Raw genomic sequence first — 25,160 nt, 5'->3', positions numbered from 1 at the left:
CTGACAGAGATAGTGGAGAGATCAGTGCTGCAGATTTATAACACGCTGACAAAAGAGAAAGCCCCTTTCGTGCCATTGGAAGAGGGGAAGATCAAAATGTACGTATGCGGTATTACCGTATATGACCTCTGTCATATCGGTCACGCCCGGGTCATGGTGTCTTTTGACGTTATTACCCGATACCTGCGTGCCCGTGGTTGGGATGTGGAATACGTCCGTAACATCACCGATGTTGACGATAAGATCATCAGGCGTGCAGGCGAAAATGGTGAGGCAGTTGATCAGCTGACGGAACGAATGATTGCAGCAATGCATGAAGACGAAGACCGCCTCTCTGTTTTGCGTCCGGATCAGGAGCCGCGTGCGACCGGCCATATTGATGATATCGTTGAAATGGTGTCGACACTGATCGAAAAGGGTTTCGCATACGCTGCGAGCAACGGCGATGTTTATTATCGCGTTGAGAAGTTCGCAACGTACGGACGTCTGACCAATAAAAACGTTGACGAGTTGCGCTCCGGCGCGCGTGTTGACGTTGAAGATGCTAAAGAAAGCCCGCTTGATTTTGTTTTGTGGAAATCTGCAAAAGAGGGTGAGGTGAGCTGGGCATCGCCATGGGGTCCGGGTCGTCCGGGTTGGCACATTGAATGTTCTGCAATGTCCAAGTGCTGCTTAGGTGACACATTTGATATCCATGGTGGCGGGCCTGATTTGCCGTTTCCTCATCATGAGAATGAGATTGCGCAGTCAGAAGCCGCAAACGGTGTTAAGTACGTTAATACCTGGATGCATGCAGGGCCGGTTCGGGTGAACAAAGAGAAGATGTCCAAATCATTGGGTAACTTCTTCACCATTCGGGATGTGCTCGAAAAGTACAATTCAGAAGTGGTCCGTTATTTTCTGTCCAGCGTACACTACCGCAGCTATATCGATTATAGCGAAGACAGCTTGAAAGAAGCGCGCAGTGCGCTGGAGCGTTTCTATCAGGCGTTACGGGGTGTTGAGCTGAATGATGCACCGCTTGAAAATGATTTCGATGCGCGTTTCTACGCGTCTATGGATGATGACTTCAACACACCAAAAGCAATGGCGGTGTTGTTTGAGTTGGTGACTGAACTGAACATCGCGGTGCGAGAGAATCGTGTTGAAGCAGGTCAGTTGGCGGCTCAGCTAAAACGCCTGGCTGGTATTCTGGGGTTGTTGCAGCAAGATCCTGATAGTTTCCTGAAAGGGGAAGATAAAGAAGGTGAGCTGAGTTCAGATGCGATTGAAGTGCTGATTCAGCAGCGTGCTCAGGCGAAGAAAGATCGAGACTTTGCGGCGGCGGACGGTATCCGCGATGAGCTGGCAGCGCAGGGAATCATTCTGAAAGACACCCGCGAGGGTACGAGTTGGTTCCGAGAGTCGTAACTCGCTCACACTCCGAAAAGGCAGTCGTTATGACTGCCTTTTTTGTTTTATCAGTGCGTAATGTCATTAAATAGAGTTGAGTATAGATGTCTGACACTACACTGGTTCTTTTTTGTAAGCGTCCCGCTTTGGGCTTTGGAAAGCAGCGTCTGGCGGCAGATCTTGGTGAGCAGGCTGCCTTTGAAATCGCCGTGGGTTTATTGGCCTGTGCGCTGGAAGATCTTGAGCATTGGCCGGGTCCAGTCGTTATTGCTCCTCACTCTGATACCGAAATTGCATGGGCCAAGAGTTTGTTGCGTCGTTCAGTGTCTGTTGTTCCGCAGAGTGAAGGTAACCTTGGGGAGCGTATAGAGAAGATCGATTGTCGGCTTCGAAGTAAAGGGGCAGACCAGTTGCTGGTGATTGGCTCTGACGCGCCGGAATTGAATGCAAGGTTGCTCGCACAGGCGGTTGAATTGCTGACCGATCACGATGTGGTTTTTTCTGCGGCTGAGGATGGCGGGGTCTCTTTGATGGCTAATCGGAAACCCTGGCCGGAACTGAAACCGATGCCGTGGAGTACACCGCAGCTGGGGGGGGCTTTGCAGAAGTTGTGTGAATGCGCAGGGCAGAGTGTCGGTTGGTCCGGGCCTTGCTCGGATGTGGATCGTTTGCATGATCTTGAGCGGATTAGAAAAAATTTGCGTATGGATCCACGACCCGCGAGGCAGTCGTTATTGGCGATAATTAGTCGTTGGCAATCAGATGAGTATGGCCAGACGTCAAAGTAGTATGGTGGTAATTAAGTGTTGGTATGAGTTGCGAGGTTGGAATGGAGCGGATTCGTAGTCGTCATTGGTATGAAACGGCGGATGGGGCAAAACGCGGTTATATTGAGCCTTCTGTGTTGCGCGAGCTTTGGTTTCATACGGGCACGGCATGTAACCTGAACTGTGATTTCTGTTTTGAGGGCTCAGGTCCGGGCGATCAGAGGCTTGGATTGGTGAAGTTGGCAGACGTAGAGCCTTTCATAAAAGAAGCACTATTGTTGGACGTTGAGCAGTTTTCTTTTACTGGCGGTGAGCCGTTTTTGGCAAAAGATCTGGTGAAAATTCTGAGCCTCGCTGCGCAGCATAAGCCGTGTTTGGTACTCACAAATGGCACTGAGGCGTTACACAAGCGCATTGATGAGTTGGATGTGTTGCTTCAGGCTCCGTATCCCGTCAGCTTTCGTGTAAGCCTGGATTCCCCCGTTGAGCATGAACATGATGAAGGGCGCGGTGAAGGGAATTTTCAACGGGCACTCGATGGTATCCGGATGTTGCAGCGCAAAGGTTTTTCGGTCTCTGTTGCGCGTCATATGCAGGCTGATGAAGATAAGGCAGCTGTCGAGTTAGCTTATCGGCAGCTGTTCAATGAATATGGCATTCAGGCTGATCTCGCACTTGTAGCCTTCCCGGATTTTCTGCCGCCCGGAAGCGTAGGGGGAGGGCCTGATATCAGTACGAGCTGCATGACTCAATATCACTCAGCAGAAAGTCGTGCTGGTTTTATGTGTGCTTTTAGCAAGATGGTTGTGAAACAGGATGGGCAGATGCGCGTATATGCCTGCACCTTGGTGGATGATGATCGTGAGTATGATCTGGCCGGGTCGCTGTCAGAGGCGTTGGAGACACGTATCAGTATGAAGCATCATCGTTGTTTCAGTTGCTTCAAATATGGCTCGAGCTGCAGCGAGATCTGATGTCTGTCAGCGTTATTATCCCGGTAGGACCTGGAGAGCCAGAGTTGCCACCGCTCTTGGGGCAGTTGGATATGCTGCCAGCGTGCTGGCAGATCGTCGTGGTATTGTGTCCGGAAAGTAAACACTTGGCGTCGGTTGTAAAGCAGAGTTGCTCGGCTGAGATTGTCGTTGCGTCTCGTGGTCGTGCGCAACAGATGAATGCAGCCGTAAAGCTCGCAACCGGGGATTATCTCTGGTTTTTGCATCTGGACTCTGTGTTAACTGACACAGGCGTGGCTGCATTGCAGAATGCACTGCTGTCCCGGCCTCAGGCGCTGCTCTATTATCAACTGAGCTTTGCTCAAGATGGCAGCGGGCCAATCTGGTTGAATGCGTTCAGTGCGAACTTGCGGTCTCGTTGGCTCGGTGTGCCCTTTGGTGATCAGGCTTTTTGTCTGCCTCGAACTGCTTTTCTGAAGTTGGGGGGGTATTGCGAAGATCTGCCGTATGGTGAAGATCATGTGCTGGTGTGGCGTTTGCGTTTAGCGGGTGTGTCACTACAGATGTTGCCGTCTGCATTAGAGACCAGTGCCCGTAAATATCGAGCTAAGGGGTGGTTGAGGCTGACACTGCTATATCAGTGGTATTGGCTGCGACAGGCCGCACCTTATGCCTGTCGCTTATTGAGAAAGAAGTTACTCGGTTAGTCTCGTGGTGCTTTTATTTCAAATCGGATGATGGGCTGTGTTGTTCGCGTCTACGCCATCTATGGTACTTTTCGATCCATGTTAATAGCTTTTCAGGGCTGTGTGCCCGTTTCCATTCTCCGGCGGCAAACTTGTTGGCTTCTGAGAAGGTAGGGTAAGCATGTATGGTGCCAAGGATTTTGTTTAGCCCCAGGCCGTGGCGCATAGCCAGTGCGAATTCCGCAAGCATATCTGATGCACGACTGCCGACCAGAGTGACACCAAGAATGCGGTCTTTACCCGGTGCGGTTAGTACTTTCACCATGCCGTAGTCGTTTGAGTCAGTAATAGCCCGGTCAAGATCTGACAGGTCGTAGCGAGTGATCTCATAAGAAATTCCCTGGGCATCAGCCTCTTTCTCGTTTAAGCCTACCCGCGCTATTTCCGGTGAGGTGTAGGTAGTGAAAGGGATATAGCGATGATCCACTGCAAACTTCTTGATGTCGCCGAACAGGGCATTCACGGCGGTATACCACGCTTGATGGCCTGCTGCGTGAGTGAACTGATGCGGCCCTACCAGGTCCCCGCAGGCCAGGATATTGGGGCAGCGGGTGCGTAGGAAGCGGTCGACCTCAAGCAGTTCCTGGTCTTTCGTATCGATTCCAAGTTGTTCCAATCCGAGCCCTTCTAAGTTGGCGGTACGTCCAGTGGCAACCAAAACCCGGTCAAATTCAATATCAACTTGTCGGTCTTGGTGTTGAGCGGTCAGCGCGTAGCCTTTTTCTAGTGCCCGAAATGTTACTGGCGTGTGCTCATAGCAGATGTTGATGCCTTCCTGGGTGAGGCGGTCTGCAACCAGTGTGGCGGCGTCCAGGTCTTCGCGTGAAAGAATCTGGCTGCCGCGTAAAACGATCGTGACCTGGCTGCCAAATTGGTTGAAGCATTGGCCAAGCTCGCAGGCGATTGCTCCCGCGCCCAGTATCAATAGTCGCGGAGGAAGTTCGTCTATCTCCCAAAGCGTGTCTGATGTGAGCGGTGCGACATCATGAATGCCCGGTATGTCAGGTATTCGTGGCTTTCCGCCTGTCGCCAGAACAATGTTGGGGGCAGATAGGCGTTGTCCGTTAACTTCTACTTCCCAAGGTGAGACTAACTTTGCTTCGCCAGATAGACATTCAACGCCAAGTTTCTCGTAGCGTTCAGTTGAATCGTGCGGTTCTATCTGGGTAATCACGTGTTTGACACGTTGCATGATGTCCGAAAATTCAAAATTTGCCTCTGCGGTTTGAATGCCAAGGGTCTTCGCATTGCGTATGTCTGCAAGAAAGCGGCTGGTACGGATGAGTGCTTTTGAGGGTACGCACCCCGTATTGAGGCAGTCGCCTCCCATTTTATTTTTTTCAATGAGGGTGACTTTGGCTTTTACGGCTGCTGCGATATAGGCGGTAACGAGGCCGCCTGCGCCTGCACCAATTACCAGCAGGTTGCGGTCAAAGTGAGTGGGTTTGGTGAATTTCCTATAAATGCGGTGTTTCTGAAACACTTTGATCGCAGCGCGTGCAATCCAAGGGAACAATCCCAGCAGCGCAAGTGATACTAGGATGGAGGGAGATAGAATGCCTTGGATATCCTCCAGTGCGGCAAGCTGAGTGCCGGCATTTACGTAAATTATTGTTGCCGGGAGCATGCCTAGCTGGCTAACCCAGTAATAGGTTTTAACCGGCATGCGTGTGACGCCCATCACCAGATTAATCGCAAAAAATGGAAAGAGTGGAATCAATCTAAGGCTGAAAAGATATGAGATGCCATCGCGCTCGATGCCGCTGTTAATCGGGGCTAGCAGCACGGAGAAGCGGCGGGAAACGAAGCCGCGTGCAAGGTATCGTGCCGCCAGAAAAGCAACAGTTGCACCAATTGAGCTTGCGAAGGATACAACGACAGAGCCCAAAAGTGTGCCGAATAACGCGCCCCCCAAAAGGGTAAGTACGGCAGCGCCGGGCAGGGATAACCCGGTGGCGATTATGTAAATACAGAAGTAGAGGCCGACGCTAAGCCAAAGGTTGTCGCTAACAAAAGCAGACAGGGTTTCCTGTTGCGTTTTGATATAGGAGAAATCAAGAAAGCGTCCGAGATCGAACAGAAAGAAACTGAGGATGATAAGGGTAACGATGCCAAGCAGAATGCTTTTCTTGCCGGGTTTCATAAACGGTCTCCACGCTGCGTAATCCGGTCAGGTTAGCACAGCGCAGAGAGCTTGATGACTGTTATCGTGGAATAAGTTGTGTGGTGTCCTGGGATGCGATAGCAACCTGATTTTTGCCCTGTTTTTTGGCGCTGTACATGGCTTGATCTGCTGCGTGGATCAGGCTGTCGATGCTGTCCCCCTGAGAGGGATAAATGCTAATTCCAATGCTTGCGCTGACCCGTAGTTCAATGCCGTCGATCTCTACCGGAGTTGAGATCATATGCATCAGGCGTTCGGCGAGCAGGCGAGCCTCATCCAGATGGGTAAGTTCATCTGCCAATACCAGGAATTCATCCCCGCCAATGCGGGACACCATATCGGATGGTCGAAGCGCTGCGGAGAGTTTATCGGCGAGAGCGACAAGTAGCTTGTCACCCAGTAGGTGTCCGAAGCTATCGTTGATGGGCTTAAAGTCATCCAGGTCTATGAATAAAATGGCAAAATGGCTACCCGCAAGGCTGGCGCGACTGAGTGCTTTTTCGGCCCTGGCTTCAAAGTGAATACGGTTGGGAAGCTTGGTCAGGTTGTCATGCAGAGCCTGGAAGCGGATGGTATCAAAAGTGCGCTTTTGCTCGGTAATATCACTCATGACGCAAACAAAGTGACTGATATCTCCGTCTTTGTCGTATACCGCTGAGATATTTGTCTTCTGGATATAGACTTCACCGCTGCGTTTGCGATTGGCAATCTCTCCAATCCATTGTCCGGTGTGAAGCAGGTCACGCCAAAGCTGCTTATAGAAATTGATGTCGTGATGGCCGGACTTCAATAAGCTGGTTTTTTGATCTAGAGCCTGTTTATCTGTAAAGCCAGTGAGGGCAGTAAATGCCGGGTTAGTCAGGATGATGCGTGCATTGTTGTCCGTAACCATGATGGCTTCGGTTGTGTGCTCCAGTACTTTTTTGGCAATCTTCGCTGCATTACGGCGTTTCTTGATGTCGCTGATGTCTCTAAACATAAGCTGAATTGCACTGGCGTTATCGTAGGTGGTGCGCGACAGGCTTAATTCAGCATCAAATGTGCTGCCGTCGAGGCGAACCAGTTGTTCTTCGATAGGTGGTAATTTGTCGTGCTTTGATTGTTGCAGTGATTTCATTAATTCATCTGCGGAGGTGCGATTGGAATCGCTGGCAATATCAAGCACGTTCAAGCCGATTAGCTGCTCGATGCCGCAAGCCCCTAACAGTCCAACTGCTGAACTGTTGGCGAGGATAATGCGGTTATCAACGCTGAGAATGATCGCCTCAGGCGAGCTTTCAAACAGCGCCTGATATCGACTGTTGCTGTCTCGGGATAGACGTGTCATTACCTCTGCCTGGCGCAGTGCGCGTGCGCGTCCACCCAGCATCAAGAAACAAGCGAATGCGCCAAGCGTGCCGATGAGGCTTCCACCAATCAATATGCTCAGGTCATGACGATAAAGTATATCCGTCGATGCGAATGCGTTAAGTGGTGTGTAATACAGGTCGATACGCTGATGGGAAAGTTCTAGTGTTTGCTTTAGCCGAAAAGGCAGAAGATGGGGGTCTGCCTTTTCGGATGGGTGGCTATCGTAAAGCGGTTTTTGACCGATTCGTTCATCTACTGCTTCGACATGAATAAGTGGATCAATTTTTTGAAGTGTTTCTTCCAACAGCATGCTTAGGCTAAAGCCAATGGTTACCCAGCCATGGAAGAGTGGGGTGTATGGGTCATTCGGGTCAGGACTTTCGACCGGCAGTAGGAACAGGTAGTCCAGAGACTGCTGATCGGTCGGAAGTAAAGATATCGGTTCTGATAGCGCGAGAGAGCTGGAGTTTTTTGCTCGCTCAGCGGCAAAACGGCGGTTTGATTCTGAGCCAATATCAAAGCCCCGCACCTTCTGTGTAATGGTGTCTGGGGCTGCTTGCATTAATACAAACGCGTCTTCTCGCAGTGTGTCTGGAAAAATACGAAAGTCGGGCCCGTATGTTTTACGTTGAATGTCGACGAACATTTGTCGATTGCGCTGGGGAACGTAGCGAGTGTAAGTGATACCAATAATGCCATTGGCTTCAAAATTCAGTGCGGCCTGTTCGAAGTAAAGCGGCCAATGTTTCTCGACATCATTTAGGTGGTTTAGCACCAGGCCCCGAGTTGTTTTTAATAGTAATGGATAACGATCGAGTTTTTCTTGAATCAGAAGGGTTGTCTGATTGGCAAGGGCCTGAAAACGGGTTTCAAACTGTTCTTTATTGATGTTTGCGCTAAACAGGCTGGCGTAATACGTAGCTAGGATTGAGCCCAGCAGGACTGTGGTGGGAATGAGGAACTGACTCCGCCGTGTGCGATCAATGCGTTTGGTTTCCATTATCAGAGCTGTGATTCCCCAAAAGTCGGCTTGCTGCCGTTGGTTACGTAAGCTGTTTAGGTTGTTGAAACGATAGTGCTCGGTTTGTTTTAGGTGTCGAACATATGGGGGTGGGGTGTAGATCGGTAAGCGCTTTTAGTTCGGCTTACCGATCGTGCATAGAGATGCTGATTAATCCAGCTTCTCTGCGGCTTCCAGTGTGTTTTCCATCAGCGTGGCAACCGTCATTGGACCTACTCCGCCGGGCACGGGCGTAATCCAGCCAGCGCGCTCTGCTGCGATGTCATATTCCACATCACCCACCAAGCGTCCATCATCCAGTCTGTTAATTCCGACATCGATGACGATAGCGCCTTCTTTAATCCATTCGCCTTTCACCAGACCTGGGATTCCAACGCCAACAACGACAATGTCTGCTCGATTGACGTGGCCAGGCAGATCACGGGTAAAGCGGTGTGTCGTAGTAACGGTGCAGCCAGCAAGCAGCAGCTCCAGGGACATTGGGCGACCAACGATGTTGGAGGCACCTACAACAACTGCTTCCTGACCGTGCAGATCAATGCCAGTGGATGCCAATAGAGTCATAACCCCTTTAGGTGTGCAGGGGCGGAGAACAGGCATGCGTTGTGCAAGTCGGCCGAGATTGAATGCGTGAAAACCGTCGACATCTTTGTCCGGGCGGATGCGTTCTAAGATTTCGTCGCCGTTCAGGTGTGCTGGCAGAGGAAGCTGCAGCAAAATGCCGTGTACAGAAGGATCGGCATTCAGTTCATCAACAAGCTCTTCTAGCTGCTGTTGTGTTGTATCGTCCGGTAGATCGTAAGAACGGGAATCGATGCCTACTTCTTTACAGGCATTCTTTTTATTGCGTACGTAAACTTGTGAGGCCGGGTCAACACCGACCAGTATCACTGCCAGGCAGGGGGCAGCTTTGCCGGAAGCGATGCGCTGTTGAATACCTTCAGCGACCTTGCGGCGTACATCAGCGGCAATTTGTTTGCCGTCTATTGTTTTTGCGCTCATATTGCGGATGCTGTCCTATAAAACGAATTTTCACTGGCGCAAATTCTCTCATGGTTGACTGTCAGGGCCAAGGGCAATTGGTTGAGCATTAAGCAGAATATGTATATAGGCGCTTGTTTTGGTTGCAATTTGACCATTGTTTGAGCGCTAAGCTGTTTATTTCATTAAAAAAATAAAAAAGTGTTGACGACCTAAAATCGGCTCTATAATATTCGCACCACCTTGAACGGCGGCGCTAACACAGACCACTTAGGAACGTGAAAGCAAAGCAGTTAAGGGCGGGCAACAAGGCGCCCGTAGCTCAACTGGATAGAGCAACGGCCTTCTAAGCCGTAGGCTGCGGGTTCGAGTCCTGCCGGGCGTGCCAAGAAGATGTTGCTGAAGAAAGTTGAAGTCTTGATTAGAGATATGGTGGGCGTAGCTCAGTTGGTAGAGCCCCGGATTGTGATTCCGGTGGTCGTGGGTTCGAGCCCCATCGTCCACCCCAATCTCTAATAATGTAGTGCGGACGTGGTGGAATTGGTAGACACGCCAGATTTAGGTTCTGGTGCCTCACGGTGTGAGAGTTCGAGTCTCTCCGTCCGCACCATTTTTAAAAGTAGTATGTTGTGGTGGGCGTAGCTCAGTTGGTAGAGCCCCGGATTGTGATTCCGGTGGTCGTGGGTTCGAGCCCCATCGTCCACCCCATTCTACGAAGTCAAATTTTGACACTAATTAATCGCTTATATGGCGATTTTTTTGTGCCTGAAATTTGGCTTTTCCTGCTTAATTACTCCTTCCGTTATTTTGCCTACGCAAAAATGCCTTTCATACGTTGATTTGCTTGACTAATTGCGCTGGTTGCTTGAAAATTTTGCGCTTAAATTCTGCCCGTAAGGCGATTAGTGTTTCTTGCAGGGCATACAGGTTGCAGGCTTTATTGGATAAAGCCTGCTGATCTAGCTGGATCAAAATGTATAAGTATTAATGAGGAATTCCATGCAAGTTTCCGTTGAAACTACTTCCGGTCTCGAGCGTCAGGTAACTGTTACTGTACCGGCTGAGCGTATCGATCAGGATGTTCAGAAGCGCGTTCAGCAGACCGCACGTACCGCCCGTCTTGATGGCTTCCGTCCAGGCAAGGTGCCTGTAAAAGTCGTTAAGAAACGTTACGGCAAAGGTATTCGTGAAGAAGTACTGAATCAGGTTATTCAGGAAACTCTGTTCAAAGCGACTACTGATGAAAAGCTGCAGCCTGCGAACAGCCCAAGCATCGAGTTCAAAAACGATAAAGAAGGCGAAGATTTCGAATACGTTGCAACGTTCGAAGTTTACCCTGAAATCGAGCTGGCTGATTTCTCTGGTGTAGAGATCGAGAAGCTGTCTGCAGAAGTTAAAGATGAAGATCTGGATCAGATGATCGAGACTCTGCGTAAACAGCAGGCATCTTGGGATGAAGTAGAGCGCGCTGCTGAAGATGGCGACCGTGTTAAGATCGACTTCGCGGGTACTATCGACGGTGAAGCATTCGATGGCGGTAAAGGCGAAGGCATGGATCTGGTACTGGGTTCCAACACCATGATCCCTGGTTTCGAATCCGGTTTGGTTGGCGCAAGCGCTGGCGATGAGAAAGAGCTGGATGTTACCTTCCCGGAAAGCTATCACGCTGAAGAGCTGAAAGGTAAAGACGCTAAGTTTGCAGTTAAAGTACAGAGCGTTTCTGCCCAGACTCTGGCTGAGCTGAACGAAGAGTTCTTCTCCAACTTCGGTATGGAAGAGAAAACTCTGGACGGCTTCAAGGCTGAAGTTCGCAAGAACATGGAGCGCGAGCTGGTCAATACGCTGAAAATGAAGCTGAAAGATCAGGTGTTCCGTGAGTTGGTTAAGCTGAACAGCATCGATGTTCCAGCTGCGCTGATCGATAATGAAATCGATAACCTGCGTCGTCAGGCGGTTCAGCAGTTCGCGGGTCCGGATTCTGATTTCGATCTGAACATGCTGCCTAAAGAGATGTTCCAGGAGCAGGCGGTAAGCCGCGTATCTGTTGGTCTGCTGGTTCAGGAATTCATCAAAGCAAACGACATCAAAGTTGATGACGAGCGCGTTCAGACTTCCATCAAAGAACTGGCTGAAACTTACCAGGAACCACAGCAGGTAATCGACTGGTACAACAGTAACCAGGAGATGCTGAACCAGATCCAGAGTCTGGTAATGGAAGATCAGGTGCTTGATCAGCTTCTGGCATCTGCTAAAGTCTCTGAAGTAGAAGTTAGCTACGAAGACGCCATCAAGCCGGCACAGCCGGAAGCTGAAACTGAAGAAGACGCTGCTGAGTAAGCAACGCCAAGTAAGTCACAGTTAAAAAAACGGCAGTTGGCGTAGGCTGGCTGTCGTTTTTTTTTCGCGTAATTACGCTAAGGAGATAAAGAATGGGCGAATTTGGAAAAGGGTCCGCTGATATTCTCAGCAGTCTGGTCCCTATGGTAGTTGAGCAAAGCGCGCGCGGTGAGCGAGCTTATGACATCTACTCTCGTCTGTTAAAAGAGCGTGTCATTTTCCTGGTCGGTCCTGTGGAAGATCACATGGCGAACCTCGTTGTGGCTCAGCTGTTGTATTTGGAAGCTGAGAACCCGGACAAAGACATTCATCTGTACATTAACTCTCCGGGTGGATCTGTGACTGCGGGTATGTCTATTTACGATACCATGCAGTTCATTAAGCCTGATGTCAGTACTATGTGCATGGGGCAGGCTGCAAGCATGGGTGCGTTCCTGCTGGCCGGTGGTGCCAAAGGTAAGCGCTTTGCGTTGCCAAATGCGCGTGTCATGATTCACCAGCCATTGGGTGGATACCAGGGGCAGGCGACGGATATTGAGATTCACACTAAAGAGATTCTTAGCATCCGTGAAAAGCTGAACCGTATATTGGCAGAGCATACCGGGCAGGACCTTGAGACCATCGCTCGTGATACAGACCGTGATAACTTTATGGCTCCGGAAGCAGCTAAAGAGTATGGTTTGATTGACGATGTTCTGGGACGTCGCGCTGGTTGATAACCCTCCTATAATATGAGGGTGGGTTGAAAAAGGTCTGGAGAGACTCCATAAAGTATCTTTCCGGATTTGCACATATGAGGTAGTCGAATGTCCGACGAAATTAAAGGTAAAGATGGCGACAGCGGTAAGCTGCTGTACTGTTCATTCTGCGGAAAAAGTCAGGATGAAGTGCGTAAACTGATCGCAGGACCGTCTGTCTTTATCTGTGACGAATGTGTTGATCTGTGCAACGACATTATTCGCGAAGAGATTCAGGAAGCAGAACCCCAGGAAGGGAGTGATCGCTTGCCGATTCCTGCGGAAATTGCAGAAACCCTGAACGAGTACGTTATTGGTCAGGAGCAGGCTAAGAGAGTTCTTGCGGTAGCAGTTTATAACCACTACAAGCGTCTCCGCTTTCAGGGCGGAAAAGACGGCGTAGAGCTAGGCAAAAGTAATATCCTGCTGATTGGTCCAACCGGTAGCGGTAAAACACTACTGGCTCAGACGTTGGCGCGAATGCTGAATGTGCCTTTCACCATTGCTGATGCAACCACGCTGACTGAGGCGGGTTACGTGGGTGAAGATGTTGAAAATATCATCCAGAAGCTGCTGCAGAAGTGCGATTACGATGTAGAAAAGGCCCAGTTGGGTATCGTTTACATCGATGAGATCGATAAGATTTCACGCAAATCTGATAATCCGTCCATTACCCGAGATGTATCTGGTGAAGGTGTACAGCAAGCGCTGCTGAAGCTTATCGAGGGAACGGTAGCGTCTGTGCCGCCTCAGGGTGGCCGTAAGCACCCTCAGCAGGAGTTTTTGCAGGTTGATACCTCCAATATCCTGTTCATCTGTGGTGGCGCGTTTGCGGGCCTTGAGCAGATCATTCGTGATCGTTCTGAAAAGAGCTCTATTGGTTTCAATGCGATTGTAAAAGCGAAGGATGAAGAGAAGTCCGTTTCAAAGGCTCTGCAAGAAGTTGAGGCAGAGGATTTGGTGAAATATGGTCTGATCCCTGAGTTCGTGGGTCGTCTGCCAATGATTGCTGCGCTGGGTGAACTGGACGAAGACGCTCTGATTCAGATTCTGACAGAGCCTAAGAACAGCCTGACCAAACAGTACTCTGCACTTTTCGGTATGGAAGGTGCGGAAGTTGATTTCCGTGAAGAAGCGTTGCACGCTGTTGCAAAAAGAGCGCTTGAACGTGGTACCGGTGCACGAGGTTTGCGTTCAATTCTGGAGGCGACATTGCTTGATACTATGTATCAGTTGCCCTCTATGGAAGGTGTCAGCAAGGTAGTGATTGATGAAGGTGTAATCAGTGGTGATAGTGAGCCGCTGTTGATTTATGAAAACCGCGAGCAGCAAAAGGCGGCTCCGGAAGAATAATCAGCGATCAATACACACAAATAAAAAGCGACCATCAGGTCGCTTTTTTTGTATTTGGCGTCTTTATATTCACGCCCCTAGCGGAGCTCCTGAGCCTTTTTCAGGAGTTTCTCCATCAGGGTGTCCAGCTGAGACTGTTCATCCTTTGATAGCGCTGAGAGAAGAAACTCTTCGCGCTCCAATACTAATGGAACGATCTGTTCATAAATCTCCAGGCCTTTTGGAGTCAGGTTTAGAATAATCAGGCGTCTGTCTTCGGACGATGGGCTTTGTGAAATGAGTTCTTCTTTGACCAGCTTAGATATCGCTCGGCTGACGGGCATTTTATCCATAGAGGTGTAGGCCGCGATCTCTTTTGCGGACATCCGTGGTTGGGTGCCAAGTGCTGCAATGACGCGCCATTCCTGTTGGGAGAGATTGAACTGCCCGGAATACAGCTGTGCGATCGAGTCACTGATTGTGGACTGGAGTATCGATAGCTTGTAGGGAAAGAACCGTGGCAATTCAAGATGTTGCGCTGGAGGACGGCGGCCCATTGTACTGATTTCTCCGAAACATAAAGCGTTATAGATGTGATTTTAATGGTAATGCGGCATTTCTAACAGGTAAAAACATTATTTCCATTTAAGTAAGAGTGCCATAAAAGTTAAATAAAACAACAAGATAAGCATTCAGATTGATCTTTGACAATCGTAACAAGTGTTACTAATATGGTCTCATCCTTACACGGAACACTAATACAAGAATTAAGACAGGGCCTTAGTAATGATCAAACTTGAGCAGATTCACCACGTTGCTTACCGCTGCAATGATGCAAAAGAGACCGTTGAGTTCTATAAAGAAATGCTGAACATGGATTTTCTGGTAGCGATTGCAGAAGACCGTGTACCGTCTACTAAAGAGCCTGATCCTTACATGCACCTGTTCCTCGATGCGGGTAACGGTAATATTCTGGCGTTCTTTGAGCTGCCAACCAAGCCTAAAATGGGACGCGACGAGAACACGCCTGAATGGGTTCAGCATATTGCTTTCCGCGTGGCTGACGAAGCGGCACTGATGAGCGCGAAAGAAGAGCTGGAAGCGAAAGGTCTGGATGTTGTGGGCCCGACTGAGCACGGTATTATTCGCTCAATCTACTTCTTTGATCCAAACGGTCATCGTCTGGAGCTGACTTACGTGAAAGGCACTGATGCTCAGATGAAGCAGTTGGCCGAAGTTGCACCTGCGATGCTGGAAGAGTGGTCTCGTACGAAGAAAGCGCCTAAGCATGCGGCTTGGTTGCACGAAGAAGAATTCAAAGACGCTTAAGTCGTTTGTAGTACGTTCTGATTAGAAAAAGGCGCGGTTAATACCGCGCCTTTTTTGTTTCCGGAGTTTGTATGATTCTTGCGGGCGCATTTGGTCATGTTGCCAGACTATCTTGGTGTTGGTTGGTGTGTACTTTGGGCGGGGTGATAAAGGGTACTCAAGTACGAGAGTTTGTGCGCTGCGTTAAAAATATACTTTCTTCCTATAGGGTTATTTTGCCTAAGAGAGGGAGAGAAGAATATGAAACTGGTTAAGCCACTGATTGTTAGCGCTGCACTGGCGGTATCTGTATCCGCTAACGCTGCAGGAAGTATGGAAGAGGCTGCAGGTAAGGAAGTGTTCAAGCGCTGTCATGCGTGTCATTCTGAAGATTCAAGTAAGAATACCTTTGGTCCGAGTCTGACAGGGGTTGTGGGGCGTTCGGCGGCAAGCCTGCCACGTTTTAACTACTCTGATGCGCTGAAGAATTCAGGTATCACCTGGACGGAAGAGAATTTGCGCATGTGGGTGGCTGATAATGAAAAGCTCGTGCCTGGAACACGTATGCGTCACGTATCTATCAGTGATGAAGCAGAGCAAAACTATCTGATCGCTTACCTTAAGACATTAAAATAAGCGGATCGATAGCTGATCGTCAGACATAAAAAACGCGGCTAGTAGCCGCGTTTTTTTATGCAGAAAAACTCATTATCGACGATTCGGTAAAACGTCTTTTAGTTTTTCATTCATCTCCAGCATGCACTTTTCAGTCGCGTCCCAATCGATGCAAGCATCGGTTACGGATACGCCATACTGCAGGTCATTGAGATCAGCAGGAATAGACTGGTTGCCCCAGCCCAGATTACTTTCGATCATCAAGCCAACAATTGACTTGTTGCCTTCCAGAATCTGATTTGCGACGTTATCCGCTACCAAAGGCTGCAGGGCCGCATCTTTGCTGGAGTTTGCATGGCTGCAGTCAACCATGATGTTGTTCTCCAGGCCAGCTTTGTCCAGTGCCTGCTCAGTCAGCGCAACGTTGACTGAATCGTAATTTGGTTTACCACCGCCGCCACGCAATACAACGTGAGCGTACTGGTTGCCTTTGGTGCGTACCACAGAGACCTGGCCATCTTCATTGATGCCCAGAAAATTGTGCGGATGGCTAACAGATTTCAGGGCGTTAGTGGCGACTTCCAGGCCACCGTCGGTACCGTTTTTGAAACCTACGGCACAAGACAGACCTGAGGACATTTCACGGTGAGTCTGAGATTCAGTCGTACGTGCACCAATAGCAGACCATGCGATCAAATCCTGCATGTACTGTGGTGAGATCGGATCCAGTGCTTCGGTTGCCAGTGGCAGGCCCAGCTCGGACAGATCCAGCAGAAGTTTACGGCCGATGTGCAGACCTTCTTCAATCTCAAACGAATCATTCATGTGAGGGTCGTTGATCAGGCCTTTCCAGCCGACGGTAGTACGAGGTTTCTCAAAATAGACGCGCATGACCAGATACAGAGAATCCTTCACCTTTTCCTGCAGCTCTTTCAGGCGCTTGCCATACTCGATAGCCGCTTCGGTATCATGGATAGAGCAGGGACCAATCACTACAAACAGACGGTGGTCCTTGCCATCGAGGATATTACGTACAACTTCTCGTCCTTCCATTACAGCTTTTGCTGCTGTGTCGGAGATTGGCATTTTTGCCTTCAGATCATTTGGGTTGATCAGGACAAGGTTTGATTCAATATTGAGATCTTCTACACGTGTATCGGTCATGGTTGTTTCCTAAATGCAAACGGTCGCGTCGTCATTTCTGACGGCCCCTTTGTACCATATATATGTGGTACATATAAGTGCCCATCGGTTCTATAGGGGCATACGGGGAGATTGCGGTGGTACAATCGTCTAAGGACGGTTGACTCGTCTTATTCAATATAGTTATTTGGTTATTCTTGAAAGCTTAGAACTCAACCGGCATCTGGTGGTCAATGAGTCGTAGCGTTCAAACCTAAGGATATAAAGTGAATAGCGTACGCAAGTTTTCAGCTTATTTATTAATGCTTCTAAGCACGTGGTTGCTGGTGAGCCCATCAGCGCAGGCGGGCCTGTTTGATCAGGTGGCGAACCCGTTTGGTAGCAGCGGCCCCGTCGATGTCGAAGAGGCATTTGTATTTGGTTTTGTGCAGGAGGGGGAGAACCAGCTGCAGCTGAACTGGACCATGCCTGACGATTACTATCTCTATCGAGATCGGATGGAGATTAAGCCGGGTGATGGCATCGAGGTAATCAAGCGTAGCAACGCGCCAGCAGAATCAAAAGAAGATCCTCTGTTTGGCAATGTGTTTGTATATCACAACCAGGCAGAGGTTGATCTGACGCTCGGCAGTATCTCCGGACAGCCTGTTGATAGCACTGTAGAAGTGACGTATCAGGGCTGCTGGGAGGGCGGCATCTGTTATCCGCCGGTGACTAAAACGGTTCAGTTATCTGGCATCGGGCCGTTTGTTGCTCTGCCAACCGTAGGGAGCACTGCTCAGGTAGACGCACCGGATACTTTTTCTCCAGCTGCGATGAATGAAACTGAGCAGGATCGATTTGCGCGCCTGTTGGATGGTGATGATCTGGTACTTACCCTCGGAGCGTTCTTTCTTGCGGGGCTCGCCTTGTCATTAACCCCCTGTGTCTTCCCGATGATTCCGATTCTATCGAGCATCATCGCCGGTCAGGGACGCCATATCACAACGGGCAAAGCGTTTTCGCTGTCTTTGGTTTACGTCTTGTCGGTGTCTTTGACCTATACCATCGCCGGTGTAGTGGCGGGTTTGTTTGGTGAAAACCTGCAGGCAGCGTTTCAGAATCCGTGGATTATTGGTTCTTTCGCGGGATTGTTCGTGTTGCTGTCATTATCGATGTTCGGGTTCTATGACCTGCAGCTGCCGAATAGTTGGCAGACCCGATTGAACAATATGAGCAGCCATCAGAAAGGTGGCACAGTGACCGGTGTTGCTGTGATGGGATTGCTATCGGCCTTGATTGTGGGGCCTTGCATGGCAGCGCCGTTGGCAGGTGCGTTGATCTATATCGGTCAGAGTGGTGATCCGGTGATGGGGGGTAGTGCACTGTTCAGTTTAAGCATGGGTATGGGTGTGCCTCTGCTGCTGGTTGGTGTATCGGCAGGCAAACTGTTACCTAAGGCCGGTATCTGGATGGAATCTGTTAAGGCAGGTTTTGGCGTCATGCTGCTGTTGCTAGCGATCTGGATGCTGGATCGTATTGTGGCAACGGAAGTGACCATGTTGCTGACGGCGGGTGTGTTGATCGCAAGTGCAATCTTTATGCATGCGCTGGACCGCCTGCCTGAGCCATCCGGCGGCTGGTTACGCATCTGGAAAGGTGTGGGTGTCATCATGTTGATTTACGGCTCTGCTTTGCTGATTGGTGCATTGTCCGGTAACCGCAGCATGATTTATCCGCTGCAGGGTGTTACGGTCGGTGTTGGGCAGGTTGCTGCAACGCCGGCATTACCGTTCAAAAAAGTGACGTCCCCTGCGCAGCTGGATCAGTTGCTGGCTGAAGCCAGGCGAAGTGGCAAGCCGGTTATGCTCGATTTCTATGCCGACTGGTGTATCTCCTGCATCGAGCTGGAAACCTATACCTTTGCTGATCGCAATGTACAGGTGGCGCTCAGCGGATTCGAGTTGATCAAAGTCGATGTCACCAGCAATGATGCTGATGCAAAAGCACTGAACAAAGAATATGGCGTGATTGGCCCGCCAGCGTTGATCTTTTTCGATCCGCAGGGCCAGCTGCATAAAAACATGACACTGATTGGTGTCGCAGAGCCAGAGGATTTTGTCGCGCATCTCTCGCGACTGGGCACATAACAATAAAATGCTTGTGAGCAATGGAGGATGAACATGGTGAAGAAGTTACTTGTCGCAGCGGCCTTTTGCAGCGCGTTACCTGTCATGGCAGCGGACCCGGATAACGGTCAGGAGCTGTTTCATGAGGTCGAGCTGGAGAGAGTGATCCGCGGCGTCGAATACACGGATGCAAACTGCTACACCTGTCATGAAGCGTCGTACTTTAAGCGACAGGACCGCGCTGCAACCACTTGGCCTAAGCTGAAAGCCTGGATAGAAGGCTGTAACACCAATTTGGATGTGGGTTGGTTTCCTGACGAAGCAGAAGATGTTGCGGCGTATATGAACCGTGAGTTTTATAAATTCCCGGTAGCCGAATAAAGCATCCTCCAAAAAAATGCCCCGTCAGTCAGTGCTGGCGGGGCAAATATTCTGTGGTGGCTTGGGGTACTTCGTTTACCACAGAATACAACGATGATCGTTCCAATTTTTACGGGTGCTCTAATCGCATATTTCCGGCTGCACAGCTTCTAATCGCAAAATGCTGTCCCGCATCGAAGCAGGTACGGCAGCGATCCCATTCTTGTTGTAGTCCACACAGACAATCATGGATTCACCCTCGGCGGCGATAGCTTGATGCTCAACGCTATAGACTACGTGGTACATTTTGAAGCGATCCCCTTTTATCTGTGTAACCCGCGTAGCGGAGATAACCGTGTCGGGATAGGTCAGAGGGATGCGGTAGCGGCAGTTGGTATCGCGCAGGATGGGGCCGACGCCTGTTTCATCCATGATTCCTTTAAAGTCACAGGCTTCAAGGTATGCCATCCGCACGGACTCAAAATGTTTGAGATAGACCAAATTGTTTACGTGCTGAAAGGCATCCATATCACCCCAGACAATTGGGATCTCAATCTGAATGGGATAGTCTTTTAATAACTCGCTTTTCACGCTTTTTTCCTCGTCCTGCCTGATAGACCTATTTAGCCGCAAACCTTTCGATAAGTTAAATTTTTAATAATTATTAAAGCTATAAATCGTGTTTATGGTAATTATTGAAAGTTATGATTTCTGTCTGCATATTTAAGCCCGTATGCTGGGGGTAGTGAGAGACATCGAGTCCTGAGGTCCAGTTATGAGTCAGCACAGTGGTCGTCGATATTGTGGCCAATGTCATTGCGGCAATATCAAATATCAGTTTGAAACTGAGCGTGTGTTAGATGCCCGCAATTCTCGGGAGTGTCAGTGTGAGTTTTGTTTGATGCATCGAAATTTGTACCAGTCTGATCCAGATGGAAAATTGGTGATTGATGTGGGTGATGCTCAGCAATTAAACGCATATCAGTTTGGACACAAAACGGCGAACTTTCTGATCTGTCGGAACTGTGGGGTGATGCCGGTTGTGACCTCTGAGATTGACGGCCAGTTATATGCGGTGATCAATGTGAATTGTCTGCAGCCGCGTTTAGTGCTGGCGGAGGGGGAAAGCGTTGTGCCAATGGTATTTAGCGATGAAAAAGTCGGTCCACGTCTGGCGCGTCGTAAGAAGAACTGGATTGCTGATGTGACGCTGACTCAGAACATCGGTCTGTAGAGTATTTAGGAACCGTATTATGGAGATCAGACAGATACGTTATTTTTTGGCCGTGCAGGAAACGGGAAGCTTTACCCGTGCGGCTGAGAAGATGTTTGTGACTCAGCCTGCCTTGTCGACGGCGGTCAAAGCGTTGGAGGAAGAGTTGGGGGCGGCACTTCTGATCCGCAAACCCAGGCGTATTACGCTAACACCCGCCGGGTTACGCTTTCGTGATCGTGCTTTTGCCATTCTGGCAGAATGCAACGCAGCTAAACGTGATCTGATGGACTCTCGTGATCAGCGGCAGCTCAGGCTTGGTGTTTTGGGTACGCTTGATACGCCGCCCGTGAACGATCTGTTACACGACTTTCGCAGGACCTATCCGGATATTCTGTTGCATCTGCAAACAGGCAGTAGGGAGGAGCTGGCGCAGCGCATGGGGCAGGATAAGGTCGATCTGTTGATTACCTCTCTTTCCGGCGATGAAGCGTCCCATACCGCGCTACCGTTATACCAGGAGCGCTTTGTTTTGGTGGTGCATAATCAACATCCATTGGCGACCCGCAGTAGTGTGCATCTGGCCGATCTCCACGAACAGCCCTTCGTTTTGCGCAAGCATTGTGAGGTGCTGAATGAGGGTAAGCGGGTATTTCTCTCTGAGCAGGCTCAGCCGCACTTTACGTGTCGGACGGACTCTGATGGCTGGGCGTTGTCGATGGTACAGAATAATCTCGCTGCTACTATCATGGGGGAAACGGTTGAGGCTCCCAATATAGTCAAAGTCCCGATCATTGATTTTGGATTGATGCGTACTGTGGGGTGCTTGTGGCGTGCTCATAGTGATCCGGAAGGTGTTAAGCAGTTTACAGACTTTGCTGGACAAAAAAGTTGGGCGCTGGCTGGGTGAGGGTTAGATCGTCCAGTTTTGTTGGGGTACCTCTAAAGAGATAGTTTTGGCTCTGTATGCCCCGCACGAACTGGATTTCAGATGTTCTGAGCCAAAATTGTCACCTGCGGAGACTTTGATTTTAATCAAGAAGTGTCGGGCAGAAGGCTCTAAAGTGAGGGCTATCGAATTTGGAGGTCCCCATGAGTATTCAGTTTAAAGAGCTGTTGGATGCCGCTGGCACGCAGGATGAGCCGCAGCGTTTATTGTTCCTTTTCGCACAGATCGAGAAGCAGGACAGTAAAAAACACAAGCAGCGTCAGCATGGTTCAGTTGTACCGCTGATGTGCGTTGATAAGTTACCCGCAGAACTGACTGATTTTTCCGGGCTGGCCGCTGAGGCGGATCAGGTTTCGGCAGGCTGGGACTTTGTGCTGGCGGCAGGATTGTCTGGTACGGGTGGACAGCCTCCATCGACGGATGATGCGGAACCTCATCTGAATAAGATGGCGAACGATTTGATGATGGGCGCGGATCTGTCCCGTTATGTGATTTTTGATCGTCAGGGTAATCCGGTTTCCATGCAGGCAAACTAAGCATTACCTGCACGATTGATTGGCATTGCCCGGATTTAGGTCCGGGCATTTTTATATCTGAAGGTTTTTCGGTTTGATCAGGTGATTTTTCGTTTCAGGCCGAAGTCTGCCATGATGCGTGTTGCGATCTCCTCAATGGAGAAGTTAGTCGTGTTAATGCAGTTGATGCCTTCATCCCGAAAGATCTTTTCTACTTTACGCACTTCCATATCGCACTGATCCAATGACGCATAGCGGCTGTTAGCACGACGTTCCTGACGGATCGCGGACAATTGGAAAGGCTCAATCGTCAGGCCATACAGTTTATCGCGGTGTTTTTCCAGAAACTCCGGAAGTTTGCTGTGATGGATATCATCTTCGGTCAGTGGATAGTTGGCCGCACGAATACCGAACTGCATCGCCATATAGAGGCATGTAGGTGTTTTTCCGCTGCGAGATACGCCTAGCACGATGATGTCGGCGCGGTCGTACTGTTGAATACGGCCACCGTCATCGTTATCAATCGCATAGTTCACGGATTCAATGCGGTCTTTGTACTTATTCACTTCGCCGATGGCATGTGAGCCGCCGACAGAATAGGATGACCGCGTCTGGAGTTCGCTTTCCAGCGGGCTGAGAAAGGTGGAAAAGACGTCAATTTTGAAACCGTCACACTGACTTAAAATACGACGAATCTCTTCATTAACAATGGTGTCGAAAATGATCGGGCGTTCGCCATCGGTAATGCAGGCATCGTTGATCTGCTGAACCGCGGCTTCCGCTTTGGCAACGGTATCAATATAGGGCAGGGTGACCTTCTCGAATTGAATGGCCTCAAATTGCGTTAGCAGACTGTTTCCCAGTGCTTCAGCAGTAATACCTGTGCCGTCAGAGATAAAAAAAGCAGTGCGTTTAGTCATGATGCGGTGCCGTACTCTAGTGAACCTTCAGAGCGCGGCACTATAGCAGATTTGCAGCAGGAACCGAACGTGGAGGGTTTGGCAGCTCGCATTCCGGCTGCGTTAAATCAATAGTGATGACGGATATCGTTTGCCCGAATCAGTTGTACAACTCCGTGAGCGTGTTCAGCCCTGCCTGATAAACACCACGTATCACTTGTGCTGCTTCTTCGTTACTGGTGCCCGCAGCGTTAAAGCTGGACGACCAGGTCACAATGGAACCGTTGTTGCCGTTGGCTTTTACCGCAATAGATGATTCGTAGTCTGATACCGGCAGGGGTGAAGCATTGATGGTGTAGCTATAGCTATGCTTCTCGTTGTCCATGGCTGTGAGTGTTTCGGTAATCTGTGCGCCATTTCCTAATGTTAAAAGACGAACGTTGTCGGTTCGTTTGCTGTCTTTCACAGCGGGATGCCAGCGATAGAGGCCGTTATAGTCACCCACCAATGCCCAGATAGCTGCAGGTTTTACGTTGAGTTCTACCGACTCTGATACTTCTACAGAGCCCGCTGCTAAGACGGCAGATGAAGCCAGTGTCGCGCCAGACAGAATAAGGATGGCAGCCAAATTTGTTTTAGATTTCATTGAATTACCTGAGTTTTATATTTGTTGTATATCCTCAGAATGCATCAATGTTCCGCACGCGAAAATTGTTCTTGTGCAGGTCGACCAAAGTGCTGGTTTTTGCTGCACTACGGAATCGTGATGGGTGAAGAGCAATACCGTGACATATAAAAGGCCTCGCATGGCGCAGCCTTTTATACATACGCTGGTCTGTTGCTCGGCGAATTACACTTCGCCGGTATATTCGCCGCGTGCAGGGTAGTTATTTTTAATCGCAAAATCGAGCGCGCCGATTAATTCGGAAAAATGTGGGCGCACAAACGGCATGGTTTGTACTGAGCCGTAATACAGTGTTTGTTCCGGTGTGACTAAGAACAAACCCGGCTCGGAGAACAGTGCCGGTTCTTCAATGCCAATGGAGGTTTTGCCCCGTGATGTGGAAGTATATAAACCCCATTCGCGTGCTTTTTTAAGATCCAGGCCGTATCCAATGCGCAGATTCTGGGCATCAATTTTGTCGGCCATGGCACGCGCGCGTTCCGCTGAGTCAGAGCTGATGGCGATGGCCTTTACACCGCGTGCGGCAAACTCTGGCACCTGTTTTTCAAATTCTTTCAGATAGGTGGCGCAGATCGGGCAATGCAGTCCGCGATAAAAGCAGATAACCGTGCCACGTTCGGAGTTTTCTCCGGAGAGGGCAAAGGTGCCGTTATCAAGCGTTTCAACCTGAAGGTCAGGTGTTTTCTGGCGGGGTATCAGCATGCGTGTGTCCTCGTATAGGAGAAATCAGGGGGTTGCTATCAATCCTATCAGGGCATACTGTTATATAAATCCATAATATATGATCAAGACTACGATATGAGCCGTTTTGACCGTTTGTCGGCGCTGATTTCCCGCTTTTCGTTATCGGTATCCCCAGCAACAGGAGAGGAGGCCAACCTGATTGTGTTTTCCCCGCCGGGAAGTGATGTGCCCAATCGGGTGTTACTGTCTCCGCTGAGACTGATTTGCAGTCCTGAGCAAGCAGACTATGTGCCGATGTTCAGAGCGTGCACCGATTGGGGGGGGCAGGCCAACCCTTTGTTATCAGCATTACCGCCACTGATTGAGTTGGATATCTCTGATAACGCTGAAACCGTTATGCTGGTGCGACTGCTCAAAGCTGAAGGTGACGCGCAACGTTGCGGTTTTGGTTCGGTGCTTAACCGGTTGGGTGAAGTGTTAATGGTACGGTTGCTGCGTGCCCAGATTGAGCAAGGTGCTACTGAACCCGGCCTGCTCAATGGATTGTCTGATGCGAGAATCAGTCGAGCGATTGTTGCTATCCATGAGCGACCGGAAAAAGTCTGGCGTAATGAAGAGTTTGCGCAAATTGCAGGGCTATCATTGAGTCGTTTTGCTGAGTTGTTTGTGCAGGTTGTGGGCGAAACGCCGATGGCGTACTTAAGGCGCTGGCGAATGGTATTGGCCCGACAGGACGTGGAGCGTGGAGAGCGTATACAGACTGTCGCCCGACGTTACGGTTATGGTTCAGGAGAGGCATTAAGTCGGGCGTTTCGGCGCCAGTTTGGGGAAAGTCCGCTGGCATTGCGGCGAGAGGCGGCAGCGGATTTGCAGACCGTGTAGGCTCGCTGGGATAAAAGAT

24 protein-coding genes and 4 tRNA genes are annotated in these 25,160 nt (G+C 49.8%); 19 read left to right on the top strand and 9 right to left on the bottom strand.

Translation table 11 applies throughout. The annotated features are described in order from the left end of the window. Positions 1-24 precede the first annotated feature (24 nt). The 4 genes from cysS (at position 25) to IOQ59_RS10700 (ending at position 3,819) form a co-directional block, all read left to right on the top strand. Positions 25-1,410 (top strand): cysteine--tRNA ligase, encoded by a 1,386-nt coding sequence (cysS, locus tag IOQ59_RS10715; protein ID WP_193953280.1) that lies wholly within the window; start codon positions 25-27, stop codon positions 1,408-1,410. An 86-nt stretch (positions 1,411-1,496) separates the two neighbouring features. Next, positions 1,497-2,180: a TIGR04282 family arsenosugar biosynthesis glycosyltransferase gene (locus tag IOQ59_RS10710; protein WP_193953279.1), complete on the top strand. Its 684-nt coding sequence runs from the start codon at positions 1,497-1,499 to the stop codon at positions 2,178-2,180. 23 nt (positions 2,181-2,203) lie between these two features. Then, a complete protein-coding gene (locus IOQ59_RS10705) occupies positions 2,204-3,133 on the top strand; it encodes a radical SAM protein (protein WP_228050835.1) in 930 nt (309 codons plus the stop codon). Further along, positions 3,133-3,819 carry a glycosyltransferase gene (locus IOQ59_RS10700; RefSeq protein WP_193953278.1) on the top strand — a complete coding sequence of 229 codons (687 nt, stop codon included), beginning with the start codon at positions 3,133-3,135 and terminating at the stop codon, positions 3,817-3,819. Before IOQ59_RS10705 ends, IOQ59_RS10700 begins: the two co-directional genes overlap by 1 nt. A 13-nt stretch (positions 3,820-3,832) precedes the next feature. Here IOQ59_RS10700 and IOQ59_RS10695 read toward each other — a convergent pair whose 3' ends face one another. From IOQ59_RS10695 to folD, 3 genes are all read right to left on the bottom strand, one after another. Continuing rightward, complete coding sequence (locus IOQ59_RS10695; protein WP_193953277.1) at positions 3,833-6,001, bottom strand: dihydrolipoyl dehydrogenase family protein; 2,169 nt, start codon at positions 5,999-6,001, stop codon at positions 3,833-3,835. Positions 6,002-6,062: 61 nt separating this feature from the next. Next, on the bottom strand, positions 6,063-8,372 hold the full coding sequence (locus IOQ59_RS10690) for a sensor domain-containing diguanylate cyclase (protein ID WP_193953276.1): 2,310 nt from the start codon (positions 8,370-8,372) through the stop codon (positions 6,063-6,065). A 171-nt stretch (positions 8,373-8,543) separates the two neighbouring features. Continuing rightward, complete coding sequence (gene folD / locus IOQ59_RS10685; protein ID WP_193953275.1) at positions 8,544-9,395, bottom strand: bifunctional methylenetetrahydrofolate dehydrogenase/methenyltetrahydrofolate cyclohydrolase FolD; 852 nt, start codon at positions 9,393-9,395, stop codon at positions 8,544-8,546. 290 nt (positions 9,396-9,685) lie between these two features. On the opposite strand from folD, the gene IOQ59_RS10680 reads away from it, so the two are divergent. The 7 genes from IOQ59_RS10680 to clpX all read left to right on the top strand — a co-directional run bounded on the left by IOQ59_RS10680 (position 9,686) and on the right by clpX (position 13,801). Then, positions 9,686-9,762: transfer RNA gene (locus IOQ59_RS10680), tRNA-Arg, on the top strand. 44 nt (positions 9,763-9,806) lie between these two features. Continuing rightward, positions 9,807-9,882 (top strand) — tRNA-His (locus IOQ59_RS10675). A 17-nt stretch (positions 9,883-9,899) separates the two neighbouring features. Beyond that, positions 9,900-9,984: transfer RNA gene (locus IOQ59_RS10670), tRNA-Leu, on the top strand. A 22-nt stretch (positions 9,985-10,006) separates the two neighbouring features. Next, positions 10,007-10,082: transfer RNA gene (locus IOQ59_RS10665), tRNA-His, on the top strand. Between the two features lie 291 nt (positions 10,083-10,373). Further along, complete coding sequence (gene tig / locus IOQ59_RS10660) at positions 10,374-11,711, top strand: trigger factor (protein WP_193953274.1); 1,338 nt, start codon at positions 10,374-10,376, stop codon at positions 11,709-11,711. Between the two features lie 92 nt (positions 11,712-11,803). Next, positions 11,804-12,427 (top strand): ATP-dependent Clp endopeptidase proteolytic subunit ClpP, encoded by a 624-nt coding sequence (gene clpP / locus IOQ59_RS10655; protein WP_193953273.1) that lies wholly within the window; start codon positions 11,804-11,806, stop codon positions 12,425-12,427. Positions 12,428-12,517: 90 nt separating this feature from the next. Beyond that, complete coding sequence (clpX, locus tag IOQ59_RS10650) at positions 12,518-13,801, top strand: ATP-dependent Clp protease ATP-binding subunit ClpX (RefSeq protein ID WP_193953272.1); 1,284 nt, start codon at positions 12,518-12,520, stop codon at positions 13,799-13,801. Between the two features lie 77 nt (positions 13,802-13,878). Here the strand turns inward: clpX and IOQ59_RS10645 are convergent, their stop codons facing one another. Then, entirely contained in the window at positions 13,879-14,337 is a 459-nt protein-coding gene (locus IOQ59_RS10645) for a MarR family winged helix-turn-helix transcriptional regulator (protein ID WP_193953271.1), read from the bottom strand. A 229-nt stretch (positions 14,338-14,566) separates the two neighbouring features. On the opposite strand from IOQ59_RS10645, the gene IOQ59_RS10640 reads away from it, so the two are divergent. Then, positions 14,567-15,109, top strand: a complete 543-nt coding sequence (locus tag IOQ59_RS10640; protein ID WP_193953270.1) for a VOC family protein — start codon at positions 14,567-14,569, stop codon at positions 15,107-15,109. Between the two features lie 240 nt (positions 15,110-15,349). Beyond that, entirely contained in the window at positions 15,350-15,724 is a 375-nt protein-coding gene (locus IOQ59_RS10635; RefSeq protein ID WP_193953269.1) for a c-type cytochrome, read from the top strand. 72 nt (positions 15,725-15,796) lie between these two features. Here IOQ59_RS10635 and IOQ59_RS10630 read toward each other — a convergent pair whose 3' ends face one another. Beyond that, positions 15,797-16,867 (bottom strand): 3-deoxy-7-phosphoheptulonate synthase, encoded by a 1,071-nt coding sequence (locus IOQ59_RS10630; protein ID WP_193953268.1) that lies wholly within the window; start codon positions 16,865-16,867, stop codon positions 15,797-15,799. Positions 16,868-17,112: 245 nt separating this feature from the next. Between IOQ59_RS10630 and dsbD the strand changes: the two genes are divergently transcribed. Together dsbD and IOQ59_RS10620 are read left to right on the top strand one after the other, a co-directional pair. Then, positions 17,113-18,975: a protein-disulfide reductase DsbD gene (gene dsbD / locus IOQ59_RS10625; RefSeq protein ID WP_371871854.1), complete on the top strand. Its 1,863-nt coding sequence runs from the start codon at positions 17,113-17,115 to the stop codon at positions 18,973-18,975. A 33-nt stretch (positions 18,976-19,008) separates the two neighbouring features. Then, the gene (locus IOQ59_RS10620) at positions 19,009-19,335 is read left to right on the top strand and encodes a hypothetical protein (protein ID WP_193953267.1); all 327 of its coding nucleotides are present in this window, start codon (positions 19,009-19,011) and stop codon (positions 19,333-19,335) included. Positions 19,336-19,455: 120 nt separating this feature from the next. Here IOQ59_RS10620 and IOQ59_RS10615 read toward each other — a convergent pair whose 3' ends face one another. Next, on the bottom strand, positions 19,456-19,905 hold the full coding sequence (locus IOQ59_RS10615) for an acyl-CoA thioesterase (RefSeq protein WP_371871853.1): 450 nt from the start codon (positions 19,903-19,905) through the stop codon (positions 19,456-19,458). A 184-nt stretch (positions 19,906-20,089) separates the two neighbouring features. Here IOQ59_RS10615 and IOQ59_RS10610 point away from each other — a divergent pair, with 184 nt between their 5' ends. The 3 genes from IOQ59_RS10610 (at position 20,090) to IOQ59_RS10600 (ending at position 22,012) form a co-directional block, all read left to right on the top strand. Next, positions 20,090-20,548, top strand: a complete 459-nt coding sequence (locus IOQ59_RS10610) for a GFA family protein (RefSeq protein WP_193953266.1) — start codon at positions 20,090-20,092, stop codon at positions 20,546-20,548. A gap of 19 nt (positions 20,549-20,567) precedes the next feature. Next, positions 20,568-21,437 (top strand): LysR family transcriptional regulator, encoded by an 870-nt coding sequence (locus IOQ59_RS10605; RefSeq protein ID WP_193953265.1) that lies wholly within the window; start codon positions 20,568-20,570, stop codon positions 21,435-21,437. Between the two features lie 182 nt (positions 21,438-21,619). Beyond that, entirely contained in the window at positions 21,620-22,012 is a 393-nt protein-coding gene (locus IOQ59_RS10600; RefSeq protein ID WP_193953264.1) for a ribonucleotide reductase subunit alpha, read from the top strand. Positions 22,013-22,089: 77 nt separating this feature from the next. Here the strand turns inward: IOQ59_RS10600 and ppsR are convergent, their stop codons facing one another. The 3 genes from ppsR to IOQ59_RS10585 all read right to left on the bottom strand — a co-directional run bounded on the left by ppsR (position 22,090) and on the right by IOQ59_RS10585 (position 24,277). Beyond that, positions 22,090-22,911, bottom strand: coding sequence for a posphoenolpyruvate synthetase regulatory kinase/phosphorylase PpsR (gene ppsR, locus IOQ59_RS10595; RefSeq protein WP_193953263.1), 822 nt, complete (start codon positions 22,909-22,911; stop codon positions 22,090-22,092). Between the two features lie 139 nt (positions 22,912-23,050). Then, complete coding sequence (locus IOQ59_RS10590) at positions 23,051-23,536, bottom strand: SRPBCC family protein (RefSeq protein WP_193953262.1); 486 nt, start codon at positions 23,534-23,536, stop codon at positions 23,051-23,053. A gap of 204 nt (positions 23,537-23,740) precedes the next feature. Next, positions 23,741-24,277 carry a peroxiredoxin-like family protein gene (locus IOQ59_RS10585; protein WP_193953261.1) on the bottom strand — a complete coding sequence of 179 codons (537 nt, stop codon included), beginning with the start codon at positions 24,275-24,277 and terminating at the stop codon, positions 23,741-23,743. 96 nt (positions 24,278-24,373) lie between these two features. On the opposite strand from IOQ59_RS10585, the gene IOQ59_RS10580 reads away from it, so the two are divergent. Continuing rightward, positions 24,374-25,141, top strand: coding sequence for an AraC family transcriptional regulator (locus IOQ59_RS10580; protein WP_193953260.1), 768 nt, complete (start codon positions 24,374-24,376; stop codon positions 25,139-25,141). Positions 25,142-25,160 lie beyond the last annotated feature (19 nt).

The sequence above is a fragment of the Pontibacterium sinense genome (genome assembly GCF_015209595.1).
Taxonomy (GTDB): domain Bacteria; phylum Pseudomonadota; class Gammaproteobacteria; order Pseudomonadales; family Balneatricaceae; genus Pontibacterium; species Pontibacterium sinense.
The sequence above is the reverse complement of the archived record's forward strand: the minus strand, read 5'-3'. Positions and strand labels throughout refer to the sequence as shown.

Bases quoted from the DNA above. Each gene is read 5' to 3' on its own strand.
- IOQ59_RS10585 (WP_193953261.1), bottom strand. From the start codon at position 24,277: ATGCTGATACCCCGCCAGAAAACACCTGACCTTCAGGTTGAAACGCTT.
- clpP (WP_193953273.1), top strand. From the start codon at position 11,804: ATGGGCGAATTTGGAAAAGGGTCCGCTGATATTCTCAGCAGTCTGGTC.
- IOQ59_RS10605 (WP_193953265.1), top strand. From the start codon at position 20,568: ATGGAGATCAGACAGATACGTTATTTTTTGGCCGTGCAGGAAACGGGA.
- IOQ59_RS10590 (WP_193953262.1), bottom strand. From the start codon at position 23,536: ATGAAATCTAAAACAAATTTGGCTGCCATCCTTATTCTGTCTGGCGCG.
- IOQ59_RS10695 (WP_193953277.1), bottom strand. From the start codon at position 6,001: ATGAAACCCGGCAAGAAAAGCATTCTGCTTGGCATCGTTACCCTTATC.
- tig (WP_193953274.1), top strand. From the start codon at position 10,374: ATGCAAGTTTCCGTTGAAACTACTTCCGGTCTCGAGCGTCAGGTAACT.
- IOQ59_RS10580 (WP_193953260.1), top strand. From the start codon at position 24,374: ATGAGCCGTTTTGACCGTTTGTCGGCGCTGATTTCCCGCTTTTCGTTA.
- IOQ59_RS10690 (WP_193953276.1), bottom strand. From the start codon at position 8,372: ATGGAAACCAAACGCATTGATCGCACACGGCGGAGTCAGTTCCTCATT.
- folD (WP_193953275.1), bottom strand. From the start codon at position 9,395: ATGAGCGCAAAAACAATAGACGGCAAACAAATTGCCGCTGATGTACGC.
- IOQ59_RS10640 (WP_193953270.1), top strand. From the start codon at position 14,567: ATGATCAAACTTGAGCAGATTCACCACGTTGCTTACCGCTGCAATGAT.
- ppsR (WP_193953263.1), bottom strand. From the start codon at position 22,911: ATGACTAAACGCACTGCTTTTTTTATCTCTGACGGCACAGGTATTACT.
- IOQ59_RS10610 (WP_193953266.1), top strand. From the start codon at position 20,090: ATGAGTCAGCACAGTGGTCGTCGATATTGTGGCCAATGTCATTGCGGC.
- IOQ59_RS10635 (WP_193953269.1), top strand. From the start codon at position 15,350: ATGAAACTGGTTAAGCCACTGATTGTTAGCGCTGCACTGGCGGTATCT.
- IOQ59_RS10705 (WP_228050835.1), top strand. From the start codon at position 2,204: ATGAGTTGCGAGGTTGGAATGGAGCGGATTCGTAGTCGTCATTGGTAT.
- IOQ59_RS10710 (WP_193953279.1), top strand. From the start codon at position 1,497: ATGTCTGACACTACACTGGTTCTTTTTTGTAAGCGTCCCGCTTTGGGC.
- IOQ59_RS10645 (WP_193953271.1), bottom strand. From the start codon at position 14,337: ATGGGCCGCCGTCCTCCAGCGCAACATCTTGAATTGCCACGGTTCTTT.
- IOQ59_RS10620 (WP_193953267.1), top strand. From the start codon at position 19,009: ATGGTGAAGAAGTTACTTGTCGCAGCGGCCTTTTGCAGCGCGTTACCT.
- clpX (WP_193953272.1), top strand. From the start codon at position 12,518: ATGTCCGACGAAATTAAAGGTAAAGATGGCGACAGCGGTAAGCTGCTG.
- IOQ59_RS10700 (WP_193953278.1), top strand. From the start codon at position 3,133: ATGTCTGTCAGCGTTATTATCCCGGTAGGACCTGGAGAGCCAGAGTTG.
- IOQ59_RS10600 (WP_193953264.1), top strand. From the start codon at position 21,620: ATGAGTATTCAGTTTAAAGAGCTGTTGGATGCCGCTGGCACGCAGGAT.
- IOQ59_RS10630 (WP_193953268.1), bottom strand. From the start codon at position 16,867: ATGACCGATACACGTGTAGAAGATCTCAATATTGAATCAAACCTTGTC.